The following is a 12,083-nucleotide window of genomic DNA, read 5'->3' on the forward strand; positions in this document are numbered from 1 at the left end:
CTATAGCACCGCTATTGACAGCCTCGTCCGCCTTGCCAGCCCACGTTATGAGGCAAACGCATCTCACTCCTATTGATGAAATGAGTTTTATGGTCACAGCTTTATGGGCAATCCCTGTCTGGCCGAGGACGGCGCAGGAAATCGGTCAACTTGCATTGCCCACTTTTTAACTTTGGATAGTCACTCATTTCACAAGTTGGAATGAGTGACTATCGATTACTAAAAACGTTGATCCAAGAATTGTTTGTCAGGTGGGGGTTACCAGATAATATGAAATCAAAAATCACCTTGCTGTTCACCGCACTTACCCTGAGCTTGCCAGGCATAGCCTTGCTGCCCGCACAGGCACAGCAGGCTGCCGCTGCGCCTGCTGCAAGCGAGGCAACTGCGGCGGCAGTAACCATCACGGGTAATCTGACCAAACGGCCTACCGCCACGGTCAGGTATCTGGACCGTAGTTCGGCCAGTTCCTGTGCATTTAGTTTCACCTCTTTTCAGGATGAAATTATTAATGATTACCTCGACCATTTTGAAGGTCGCGGGCGCGACACTGATAATACCAATATGGGTCTGGAAGGACCGCAAGGCTTAGGCGATCGTAGCGAAGGTTTTCGCGATAGCAGCCCTTACGGCAATGCAGCCGGTGGTGAGCGTTTACCAACTCCTGCCGAAAACAGTGCATCAACCAGTGCCTCTTGCTCGCAGGCAGACCGCAATTTTGCGGCCGGGCGCAATTATCTTGCCCGCAAGGACAAAACCCTGGATCAGGCATTTGCCGCCTATGATGCAGGCGATTATGCCAAGGCGCTGGAAACTTTCAAAATATCGTATAAAAAAATTGGCTATGACGAAGCCGCGCTGATGCTGGGTAATATGTATTTCTACGGGCAGGGTGTGCAGCGCGATGTGCGCCTGGCCATGGAATGGTATGACAAACTCGCTGATTCACGCTTCAACGCCGGACAATACAGTCCCTTCGATGCCAGAGACCCGGAACGTGCATCCTTGCGCGTGCAGGCGCAATTGCGTCTGGCCCGCATTTACATGGCAGGGTATCAAATACCTAAAGACCCCGTCAAAGCACGGTATTGGTATAAACAGGCGGCAGAACTGAATTTTGTGCCTGCACGTTATGTGCTCGCGCGCTTTAACCAGACCGGCTATGGAGGCAGCAAAGATATCAAGGAAGCGCTGAAGCTATATACCAATGCGGCTGAATATGGCTATGCCCCTGCACAACTCTCGCTGGGTGATTTGTATTACTACGGCATTGAGATTTCGCAAGATTTTCCGCGTGCTTTTGCCTGGTTCCAGCAAGCCGCCAAACAAAAGAAACCACAGGCGCAATATGCACTGGCCATGATGCTTGAGCAGGGGCAGGGCACTACCGCTGATCCGCAAAAAGCCCTGGCCTTTTACAAAGATGCCGCAGTCGCCGGACACCCGGATGCGCAAAACGCTTTGGCTACCTATTTTTATACTGGCCAGATAGTCAGCAAAGACCTGGCAACTGCCCGCAAACTGTTTCAAAGCGCCGCCATGCAAAGCCAGCCAGATGCCATGGTGAATTTTGCCGCCATGCTTTTGAATGGCGAAGGCCTTGAAGCAGGCGCGAGCAGGAATACCGATGAAGATAAGCTCAAGGCTTATGTCTGGCTAAAACTGGCCGCCAGATTAGGCCGCGAGCAGGCAGCTACAGCGGCAAACAAGCTTGAAACACATTTGACAGACGTACAAAAAGCCCAGGCAAAACGCATACTTAAAATCTGAGCCATTCGATGCGCAATATGTTTGATTTTTAGGTGATATGGCGACCTCCTCCCTCCATATCCTCCTTGCTACGGCTTGTGATACACAAGCCGTTTTTTATTTGTGGGATTGTTTGAGATGCCGCGATGATGGCAAATGGATACTCGTAGCCGTAACGGGAGGTGCATTGCAATGCGCCGCATGCGTGCGTGGTTCACGGCACAGATATTTTCCCCGAGGATGCGATGACCTCATACGGCGATGCTTAAAGCACTTCGGTAATTTGATATGAAGAAAATTAGCAGGTTTTTAACTTCACCGCGATGGTTGTAAAAGGGTAATCGTAGGGCGCATTGTAATGCGCCGCATGAATGCGTGGTGTACGGCACAGATATTTTCCCTGGAATGCCACGACCTCATACGGCGGATTGCAATCCGCCCTACATTACGGCAATGATTAAGGTGTCTTGGTAGTTTGGCATAGAGCAAATTAGCAGGTTTTGAATTGCACCGCTATGGTCGTAAAAGGGTAGTCGTAAGGTATTAATCTTCATAACCCAAAAATACATCATCACCACCTGCCCAATTGGCCGGATATATGCCTTGTTCTACCAGTTGATGAAAAGTCGAATACGGCCAGTCGGACACTTTCCGAACTAAGCCATGTTTTTGTGGATTGATGTGTACATAATCCATATGTGCTGCAAAGTCCGCTTCATCACGTATCAAATGTTCCCAATAGCGCCTTTGCCAGATGCCCCGTTCTTTGCGGCTTGCGCGGATATCAGTCAGCCATTCGGTTTTGGGCAGGGATTTGGAAAAATAACTTTTAATCAGACGCCAGCGTAATGCGAAATCAATATCCTCTTCAGGCAATTCAATCACGCAATGAAGATGATCCGGTAAAACTACCCAGGCATGGATGTGAAATGGATATTGCAGACGAATGACACGCACAGCTTCACGCAATTCTGAAATGTGGCGAACAAGCAAATCATTGCCGGCGCGTCGTAGTAAATTGACGGTAAAAAAATAAGTACCGCCTGGATGCCAGGCGCGTCGGTAATTAGGCATGGCAATAATTTAGCAGATTTTAAGTCTCACCGCGATGGTCGTAAAAGGATAATCGTAGCCGTAACACGAGGTGCATTGTAATGCGCCGCATGCGTGTGTGGTGCACGGCGCAGGTATTTTCCCAGGATGCGACAACCTCATACGGCGGATTGCAATGCGCCCTACGTTACGGCGATGCTCAACAAAGGGGGCTATGCCTGCGCGCGCGGTGGCACATCAATCTCATCATGCGCAAAATACGAAGCGACTGTCCCGAGTGCCAGCAGGCTGATCTCATGGGCTAGCGGATTGTGGTACTCAAGCTTGAGTTTATAAGCTTTTGCTGAATCTACAGTCAATACGGCGAGGACGGGTCTGTGTGTCGTTTCTGCCTGCATTTCATCAAACAGGGATTGCATCAGGGGGCCGAGCAAATCTGTGTATTCAGGCTGCACTGGCAAGGCGTAGATGGTTCTGCCCCAGCGGATCACGAACTCAAAGCTGGGTTGGGTTTTATCCTGGGCTAAAAAACGGCAATACGACTGGTCCCAGGCTTGCGGGGACTCGGAAGTGAGTTTTAAAAGAACTTTTGCCATCAGCAGGGTAAGTTCGTTTTTCTTGGACATGCAAATTTCCAGTGAAGATGTATTACGCAATTTTACTATGTTCAGCGGCTTTTTCTATTGCCTTGCAGTATGTCTGACCTGTGCAACTGCCATCTCCATGCATGGCGTTGCCGGGATGCGCAGGGATCATCTACATCCTGGGTTACACTATTGCCAATAATTTTCATCAGGAATGTCCATGGCAACCCAGCAGACGCCGTTTTATCCCGGATATAGCGCCAATAACCGTGGCCTGGGGCACAGGCGCATGTTGCTGTCGCTGATGGCAGTGTTTTTCCTGTTGTGGATAGTCTTGCCCTTGCTATTGCCTGCACAGGCTTACCTGCTGTACTGGCTGACAGCGCCGCTGCGTTATCTGGGCGTGTTTGTGCATGAGATGGGACATGGCCTCGCCAGCCTGATCAGTGGTGGCTCGTTTTACTGGTTCCAGATGGATGCCAACGGTGGCGCGGCCATCACCAGCGGTGGCTGGCAAAGCCTGGTCTTGCTGGGTGGTTTGCTGGGGCCAGCAGTGTTTGGCAGTATCTTGCTGATGATCTCGACCAGGGCAGAAAAATTGCTGTTCGCCTACCTGGTCCTCCTGCTGTTCTTTGCCTGTGGTGGCTATTACATGCTCAAACCCGTCTTCATGAGCAGCAATACTTATCCCTTGCTGGCGCAATGGCATGCTGCGCATTTGCTGGGCCTGGCCTTGCCGGTGACGCTGATATTGGCGAGTATATTCGTGATGCGGGCATCGGATGCCTGGCAGCGGCTGGTATTGCAGTGCCTGGGCATAGTCATGTGTTATTCGGCATTTAGTGACACCAGCTATATCTTCCAGTATGAAGCTTTGCGTAATGGCATGTATTCAGATGCGCGGGAGTTTGCAGCGTTGTTTTCACCATTCAGCGTGCAGGGCTTGCCCTGGCTGGTATTCGTATTTTTTGCTGCCTTGATCGCTGTGTTGAATTTTGCCTTGCTGGGCCTGGGTGTACTGCGTGCTTTGCGTCAGCCGCGCGGACAGTAGCATCTAGCGAAATTTTTTCTCTATGCTGGCATTGGTGCCATCGTTTTCCATATTCTTCAAGATCATGTTCAGGCGTTCTATGCGTTCTTTGGCGACGCCATGGTTGCAAGCCAGATAAAGTTCCTTGGTTTGCAGGGGCAGGATGGCGATGATCTTATCCTTCAGGCCCAGGTCTTTGATAAAGGCATGGCCGACCAGCTCGCCAGTGATCCAGAAATCAAAACGTTTTGCCAGTAATTTTTTGGGGTTATCGCGGTCGGCATTTGCCAGTTCTGCCTGATAGCCTTTTGCCAGCAGATATTCAGACACTGCACCCTGACGGTAAGCACCCAGCAGATAGGGGCGCAGCTCATCCATGCTGATGGGACGGCGAGCATCGTCAGCGCGGGCAAAGACGGTCCAGGTGTTTTTTACCAGCGGGCCCACCCACTGGAACATGGCTTCACGCTCAGGTGTGCGGGTGACCACATAGATGCAAGTACTGGCGTGTTGTCTGGCAGCCTGGAAAGAGCGCACCCAGGGGTAGAAATGGATACTGTAATTTTCTTCAGCACGCGCCATGAGTTCTATGATTTTTTCCGTCGCCAGGCCTTTCGCTGTTTTGCCATCGGTATCTGGATAATTAAAAGGCGGGAAGTCTTCAGAATTCAGAATCAGGGCTGGTGTGGCGGTAGCTGCAACACTTGCTGCAATGTTTTGCGCAGGATTGCTTGCCTGGGCAAATGCAGCCCCGTGTGTGAATAGTGCCAACATAAAGCAGGCATATGCGCCAGCGCTTTTCATTGTATGCCTCCTTGCCTGTGTTGCCCACAAGCTGATCTGGCTACAGTCTGCTGCTGCAGCTTATATATTCATAATAGCGATTTATCGCCACAGCAGGCAAGTTTTACAGGCGGATTTGCAACAAGGGGAAACGCGCCAGATTTGGTCGAATTTCACTGCAGAGCAGCAAGCCCTGCAATATTGATGTCTTGCCTGGCTCAATCAGGTATCCAGTCAAAATACCCTATCATCATTTCTTCAAAAGTCTGTTCACCAAAACGCACGGCCAGCTTGGGGTTGGGGTTGGCAGGATTTGCGCTGGAATTGTCATACCAGGCAGTGGCCGCAATGCGCATGCCTGGCGTAACGGTGACAGGCTCTTGCAGTTGATAGCTGCTTTGCCAACTGAAATCATACTTGGGGATGTTCAGCAATAAAGTGCGCTTGCCCATGGCATCGACCAGTTCCATTTTCCAGGCTTTGCCGCGCAAGTGGGCATGCGGCATCAGCGCTGTCAGTTGGCCGGGACGGCGGAACAGGTAGCTGGCTTCGATCTGGTGATTTGCTGCACCTGGCGGTATCTCAAACTTGGCATTGAAGGCGGATTCACTTTTGACTTCCTTCAACTTGCCGCCGGTATTGGCGGCATCTTCAGCAAACTGGAAGGCGATTTTAGCCTGATCAGTTTGCTCGCTGCCATTGGGCTGGTAATGAATCTGGAATTTCAGCCAGGCACCCTTGGGAATTTTCTTGGCTGCCCCCTCAGGGAAGGTGGTCAGGGGCGTACCAGGCACCAGCGCGGCAAAGAAACCATCGATACCACCAGCCTGCCGCTTGGCCCCCGGTTCTTCCAGGAAGACCAGTATATGGTGTACCACCTTGGGTGCAGTCGGGCGTATTTCCATCGCCGTGACCCACTTGTCGCTGTCAAAATTGGTTTTCAGGTAGCTGTACTGATATTCGATAACACCCTGGGCTGGCACTTTATGTGGTTCTGCCACTTGCAAGACTGCATCTGGTTTGAGCATTTCCCAGCCGGGCGCATAGGCGCGTGGGGCAGGGGCTTCGGTAGCATTGCCAGCGGGTGTGCCGGTTTTTATCCAGGCTGACAAATCAGCCAGTTCCTGATCCGACAGGCTCCTGTCATTGGCCCAGTGACCGACGCTACGGTCTGCGCCCCAGGGCGGCATCAGCCGGTTTTCTGTCATATGGGCGATGATGGTCTTGCGGGCGGCGACTTGCTGATAGGTTTGCAAAGGCATGGGTGCAACGCCGCCATCGCGGTGACACATTTCGCATTTCTGTGCGAGCAGGCGGCTGATGCGGTTGTGATAGGTGACAGGGCGATTCTGCGCGACTTCACCTGCATGGTCGGGCAACAGGCAGCCAGTTGCGGTAGTCTGCACTGTGCTGATGTCCTTGTCCGTCAGGTATTCTTTCAAGGCCTTGTGCAGCCAGGGTTTGCTGACAGCGTCCTTGTGTACACCGATCGCGTATTGGTCATCAATGGCACCGCGATATAGCAGCGTACCTTGCCTGTCGGCGACAAAGACTTCAGAGGTCGAGGTAGCCCGCAGCGCATTGCTGAGGCTGCGGTCGGCGTCCAGCACTACGCGACCCTGCAACTGGCTGCTGGATGCACTCTGTCTGGCAGCTGCAGCGGTATGCGGGTTGACATCGATATACACGAAATTGAAACCCTGCGCGGTATATTCTTTTTCGAATTCCGCCAGACGCGGTGCATAGCGCTGCGACACCGGGCATTCTGCATCACGCATGACGATGATGGCACCGCGCTTGCCAGCCAGTTGCGCCAGGCTGCCTGCGCGACCATCCACGTCCTTGAATTTGACATCGACCAGGCGCTCACCTACATGATGGCCAAAGCTATATATAACTGCAGTGTTTGCCTGGGTGTTTGCAGCGACAGCCACATTGCTGACGGCAGCATAAGAAAGCATTTGAAAAAACAGAACTGAGAAGGAGATTTTTAATCCAGGCTTCATTTTGTAAGTGACGCTTTCAATGAGAATGAGCAAGGTGCAATGGCACTGCGGCCAGCTAATTTACTGCAGTTCTCAAGTTTTGTCAGCAAGGCAAGAGTTTCATTTGATAGTACTGCCAGATGGTGCCAGATGTGCCGCAATAAAATCCGCGATAGGTACGGGTTTGCCAAAGTGGTAGCCCTGGTAGGCAAAGCAACCCTGGCTGGCCAGGTAATCTCTTTGTTCGGCGCTTTCCACGCCTTCAGCAATGACGGACAAGCCCATGCTCTGGCTGAGGGCGACTATGGTTCTGGCGATGGCGGCATCGTTGGGGTCAGTCAAAACATCGCGTACAAAGGACTGGTCTATCTTCAACTGGTCCAGCGGCAGGCGTTTCAGGTAAGTCAGGGACGAATAGCCGGTACCAAAATCATCAAGAGAAAAACACAGGCCAGCGGCCTTCAGTTGTTCCATCTTGATGATGGTGTCTTCTACATCATCAACCAGCAGGCTTTCTGTCAATTCCAGTTTCAGTAATTGCGGATTAGCCCCGGTTTCCTGCAAGATGCCCAGTATCTGTTCGACGATGTCCAGTTGCCTGAACTGGCGTGCGCTGACATTCACCGCAATAGTCAACTGCGCACTGACCGCATCGCCAGCCCAGCTCAGCAATTGCTGGCAGGCAGTACGCAAGACCCATTGCCCCAGAGGCAGGATCAGGCCAGTGGCTTCTGCCAGTGGGATGAATTCAGCAGGAGAGATCATCCCGCGTTGCGGATGCAGCCAGCGTACCAGTGCTTCGGCACCCAGCAATTCACCGTCACGGCCAACCTGGGGTTGGTAAAACAGGCGTAATTGCTGTTCACGCAAGGCGTCGCGCAATTCTTTTTCCATCTGCGCGCGTGAGCTGACCACGGCTTGCATGGCTGGATCAAAAAAGCGCAGGGTATTGCGACCGGCAGTCTTGGCTGCGTACATGGCCAGGTCAGCCTGTTTCATGAGCTCTTCATAGCCGCTATCATGGTCAGCGATCAGGGTTGCGCCTATGCTGGGGGTGCTATGGCATTCATAGCCTTCAAGATCGTAGGGTTGGTTCAGTGCGGCAAGGATTTTCTTGCCCACCATTTCTATCTGGCTGGCTGCTTCATGAGAAGATTCACTGAGGTTTTCCAGCAAGAGCACAAACTCATCACCGCCTATGCGGGCCACGGTATCGCCTTCACGTACGCAATGCGTCAGGCGCTCTGACACTTGCTGCAACAGCAGGTCACCTTTGTAGTGGCCCTGGGTATCGTTGAGGGTCTTGAAATTGTCGAGGTCAATATACATCAGCGCGCCCTTGCGGCCACTGCGGGCACAAGCCAGCAGAGCTTGCTGCAGACGGTCAGTCAGCAGGCGGCGGTTGGGCAGACGGGTCAATGGGTCAAAAAAAGCCAGGGTCTTGATTTCATCTTCTGCCGCCTTGCGCATGGAGATGTCAACCAGGGTCCCGACATAATGCAACAACTCCTTGTTGCGGCCATACACGGCGGTGATGGCCAGCCACTGCGGGCTGATATGGCCATCCTTGTGACGGTTCCAGATTTCACCCTGCCATGAACCACTCATGCCCAGATGCACATCCATATCAGCAAAAAATTCCTGGTCATGCCGGCCAGAGTTCAGGATCTTGGGGCTTTGCCCTATTGCATCTTCACGGCTATAGCCAGTGATTTCGGTAAAGGCACGGTTAACTTGCTGGATGATTTTGTTGGCGCTTGTCACAAACATGCCTTCATGCGATTCAAACACGGTAGCTGCCAGATGCAGGCTTTGTTCTGCCTGTTTGCGTGCCGTGATATCACGCACAAAGGCTGGAAACAATTCCTGGCCGGGCAGGTAACGTACCGAGACTTCGACATCGATGATACGTCCATCCTTACGCTTGTGCCTGGCTTCAAACTGCTGGGCACCGGCCTGACGCACGCTGTCCAGTCTTTCCTGTACCTGTTTGCCGTCGTACTCATCCATTACATCGACATCATCGATATTCAGGGTCAGCATTTCTTCGCGGCTATAACCCATCATACTGCAGGCAGTTTCATTGACTGCACGCAGATTACCCGTCTTGTCCACCAGCCAAAAAGCATCCATGGCGGTTTGCAGGATCAGTTCATCCAGATCGGTCATGCGCTTGCGTTCAGTGATATCCACTGCCAGGCCGCCAAGCTGGCGCTTGCCATCTGAACCAGTAAATACAAACTTGTTGACCAGCCACCAGTTGACGCTTTCATCGGGGTTGTCAGATGGCCAGATGGCTTCGTTTTGCTCACCGCTTGCCAGCAAGGCCAGGTCACTGCTGCGATAGCTGTCGGCAATCTCTGCTGGCAAAATATCATGGTCAGTTTTACCTATGACCTGGTCAGTCTGGAAAGAAAAACGCCGCAAGAAATTATCACTGACAAACTGGTAACGACCATCTTCATCCTTGATCCAGGCGACGATGGCGCTATTATCGAGAAATGCGCGGAACAATTCATCGCTATGCTGCTGTGCCGCCAGCATGCGGTTGAATTCATTGGCCACGGCTTGCAATTCACCCGGCCCATCCAGCCTGGCTCTGGCACCCAGGTCCCCTTTTTGCACTGAGCGGGCGACGCTTTCCAGTGCTGTCATGGGTCTGGTGATGCGCAGTCCAATTGTGCGTGCCACTATCCACATCATGGTGATCATCAGCAATGCCAGGATGATGGCCTCGGCAGCACGTTTCCTGGCTTGGGCAAAAATAGTGTCTGCCGGAACACCGACAAAGGCCACCATGCCATATTCAGGCATGGGCATGACAGAGAAGAAGCGGGTTACACCATCCACTGCCAGGCTTTCGAATTCACCTTTTTTGGTAGCGACGATACGCCTGGCAGCATCAGCATTGGGACGCGTGCCTATCACATGGTCGGGATCAAGATTGCGCCACACCATGATGCCATCGTTGCGGAAATACCCAAAACGGCTGGATTCAGGCAAAACCTCGGCAGGAATGGCAGGGTCATAGAAATTCACGTCCAGCGACAACACCACCACAGCAATGATAGTGTTTTCTTTATCACGCACCGGCAGGCTCATGATCGTACTCCAGGGGGCGGAGGCTTGTATGCGCTGCGGTGGCGAAATTGTCAAACGTCCGGTCTTCACGCTTTCTGCAATCTCGCTGATATTGATCATGTCCTTGACTGCAGCAGAACCATTGCGGGCACTGCACAGGATATTGCCTTGTAAATCAGTAATCGCCAGGCGTGCATAGGCGGGATCAAGGCTGGCCAGGTTAGTCATTTTTTCAGGACAATCCTGTAACTGTAATTGCCTGACCAGCGGCAAGCTGGCAACACCGACCATGATCTTGTGTGCCTGATCCAGTTTGCTATGGGTGTTTTTGATCATGACCTTAGTCATGGTCTTGAGGGTGGTCTTGGTGTAGTTGGTAGATCGCTGGAAGTCGTAATAAATGCCAAATGCCACAGCCGCCATCAGTGGCAGCGATATTGCCAGAACCAGTATCAGCAAATAACTGCGTATAGACCTCGCTGGCGCTGGCTGCGCTGATGTCGATAAGTCTTCACGCGTTTCTGTCATCTTGCTTTCCCACAGTGCAGGGCCGGAATGAAAAACCGTTTGAGATCAATAATTTAACATGTTCCTGGAAGTATATTCTTTTCAAAAGGTGACTTGCAGCAAGATTTAACTTTATGGAGTGGTGTTGGCATCCAGTTAATTTTAATCGCCATTGCCTGATTTGACCAGTTGCTTGAGTGCGGGCTGTGGGTTGCGAGCTGTAAACTGCGAATGCGACGCAGCAAATCCTGCGTTGGCAAGATTCGCATTGCTGTCATGAAAGATAATGGGCGCTTGCTATTGGCGTATGGTGCGTATGGCCCGTGTGATTACTCACAGATGAACTTGGCTGGCTATGACTATACAGCGAGGGCTTTAAGCTGCCCTGTGTTGTTCTGTCTGCGACTCATTGAGATCAGCAGGCTGACGCAAGACCAGCAAGGCATCTTCTGCTTTGGATGTGTGTTGGTCAGTGAACAGTTTCTTCACCAGGTGGGCGACGCGATTTTTTTGAAAATCGTCAAACACAGCAAAAACTCGCTGGACGGTCGGCGTCTGGGTACGCAATTCTGCTTCCACCATGGGCGAAATCCAGTCAGTACGCCAGACCATGTCAATGCCATCATTGAGTGGCAGGTGGGCTATGACACCTGTACCATCAGCATTGCTGACCAGCGGGCAGGCCAGCGCAGGTTTGAAGTCGGCGGCATAATGTTTTTTGAGTGTGCCAAGGCCAAAATCGATGAGATATTTATCTTCTACCAGGCAAACCACATGACCTTCTTTTTGCCCTTGATGGGCAAAGCCTTGATAGCCTATATAGAAAACCCCATTGCCTTGCCTTATCTCCGCATAACAGCCTTGCACCCTGGCTTTATAACCTTTGGCCGTCAGTATCTGCGCCAGCAAGGCTGACATGGCAAAACAGGAGCTGCCAAAATGATGGAAAAATCCGAGTATGTCAAAATCATCCGCAATCCGGCTCAAATCTCTGGCCAGGTCCGCGTCTTTTACTACTTGTAGAAATGCTGTGTTCATTTGCCAAGAATGGGTACGACAACACCAATGCAGGTGCGTCACCATCTGTGAATCTATTAACCAACAGCAATATTACCAAGTTCACATTTTTTAACAATATCAATCAAGTGATAGAGCAAGATCATTTGTAAGTAAATATTTCGGAATGAGACTAGTTATAAGTTTGCGTACTGATATTCAGTACCACCCTAGAATTTAGTGTAAAACAATTGCTATTTAGATAGGTTTTTGGACTGCCAGAAGCTTGCCGCATATCAATTTTCCGCATCTGCA

The 12,083-nt window shown here is 51.6% G+C and carries 8 protein-coding genes; 2 read left to right on the forward strand and 6 right to left on the reverse strand.

Annotation, left to right across the window (positions count from 1 at the left end; translation table 11 throughout):
• The first annotated feature begins 270 nt into the window (after positions 1–270).
• Positions 271–1,770, forward strand: coding sequence for an SEL1-like repeat protein (locus tag ACO0LD_RS23510; protein WP_423010605.1), 1,500 nt, complete (start codon positions 271–273; stop codon positions 1,768–1,770).
• A gap of 522 nt (positions 1,771–2,292) precedes the next feature.
• Here ACO0LD_RS23510 and ACO0LD_RS23515 read toward each other — a convergent pair.
• Together ACO0LD_RS23515 and ACO0LD_RS23520 are read right to left on the reverse strand one after the other, a co-directional pair.
• Complete coding sequence (locus ACO0LD_RS23515) at positions 2,293–2,823, reverse strand: REP-associated tyrosine transposase (RefSeq protein WP_423010606.1); 531 nt, start codon at positions 2,821–2,823, stop codon at positions 2,293–2,295.
• A gap of 191 nt (positions 2,824–3,014) precedes the next feature.
• A complete protein-coding gene (locus tag ACO0LD_RS23520; protein WP_423010607.1) occupies positions 3,015–3,428 on the reverse strand; it encodes a hypothetical protein in 414 nt (137 codons plus the stop codon).
• Positions 3,429–3,606: 178 nt separating this feature from the next.
• On the opposite strand from ACO0LD_RS23520, the gene ACO0LD_RS23525 reads away from it, so the two are divergent.
• Positions 3,607–4,437, forward strand: coding sequence for a M50 family metallopeptidase (locus tag ACO0LD_RS23525; RefSeq protein WP_423010608.1), 831 nt, complete (start codon positions 3,607–3,609; stop codon positions 4,435–4,437).
• A 3-nt stretch (positions 4,438–4,440) separates the two neighbouring features.
• Here ACO0LD_RS23525 and ACO0LD_RS23530 read toward each other — a convergent pair whose 3' ends face one another.
• The 4 genes from ACO0LD_RS23530 to ACO0LD_RS23545 form a co-directional block, all read right to left on the reverse strand.
• On the reverse strand, positions 4,441–5,220 hold the full coding sequence (locus ACO0LD_RS23530) for a substrate-binding periplasmic protein (RefSeq protein WP_423010609.1): 780 nt from the start codon (positions 5,218–5,220) through the stop codon (positions 4,441–4,443).
• Between the two features lie 197 nt (positions 5,221–5,417).
• Positions 5,418–7,160 carry a redoxin domain-containing protein gene (locus tag ACO0LD_RS23535; RefSeq protein WP_423010610.1) on the reverse strand — a complete coding sequence of 581 codons (1,743 nt, stop codon included), beginning with the start codon at positions 7,158–7,160 and terminating at the stop codon, positions 5,418–5,420.
• Between the two features lie 144 nt (positions 7,161–7,304).
• A complete protein-coding gene (locus ACO0LD_RS23540) occupies positions 7,305–10,793 on the reverse strand; it encodes an EAL domain-containing protein (RefSeq protein WP_423010611.1) in 3,489 nt (1,162 codons plus the stop codon).
• A gap of 354 nt (positions 10,794–11,147) precedes the next feature.
• Positions 11,148–11,810 (reverse strand): hypothetical protein, encoded by a 663-nt coding sequence (locus tag ACO0LD_RS23545; RefSeq protein WP_423010612.1) that lies wholly within the window; start codon positions 11,808–11,810, stop codon positions 11,148–11,150.
• Positions 11,811–12,083: the final 273 nt, after the last annotated feature.

Source organism: Undibacterium sp. Ji83W (genome assembly GCF_049340385.1).
Lineage (GTDB): Bacteria > Pseudomonadota > Gammaproteobacteria > Burkholderiales > Burkholderiaceae_D > Undibacterium.

What these genes read in the sequence shown, in the direction of transcription:
- ACO0LD_RS23510 (WP_423010605.1), top strand. Translation starts at nt 271, where the DNA reads ATGAAATCAAAAATCACCTTGCTGTTCACCGCACTTACCCTGAGCTTG.
- ACO0LD_RS23515 (WP_423010606.1), bottom strand. Translation starts at nt 2,823, where the DNA reads ATGCCTAATTACCGACGCGCCTGGCATCCAGGCGGTACTTATTTTTTT.
- ACO0LD_RS23520 (WP_423010607.1), bottom strand. Translation starts at nt 3,428, where the DNA reads ATGTCCAAGAAAAACGAACTTACCCTGCTGATGGCAAAAGTTCTTTTA.
- ACO0LD_RS23525 (WP_423010608.1), top strand. Translation starts at nt 3,607, where the DNA reads ATGGCAACCCAGCAGACGCCGTTTTATCCCGGATATAGCGCCAATAAC.
- ACO0LD_RS23530 (WP_423010609.1), bottom strand. Translation starts at nt 5,220, where the DNA reads ATGAAAAGCGCTGGCGCATATGCCTGCTTTATGTTGGCACTATTCACA.
- ACO0LD_RS23535 (WP_423010610.1), bottom strand. Translation starts at nt 7,160, where the DNA reads ATGCTTTCTTATGCTGCCGTCAGCAATGTGGCTGTCGCTGCAAACACC.
- ACO0LD_RS23540 (WP_423010611.1), bottom strand. Translation starts at nt 10,793, where the DNA reads ATGACAGAAACGCGTGAAGACTTATCGACATCAGCGCAGCCAGCGCCA.
- ACO0LD_RS23545 (WP_423010612.1), bottom strand. Translation starts at nt 11,810, where the DNA reads ATGAACACAGCATTTCTACAAGTAGTAAAAGACGCGGACCTGGCCAGA.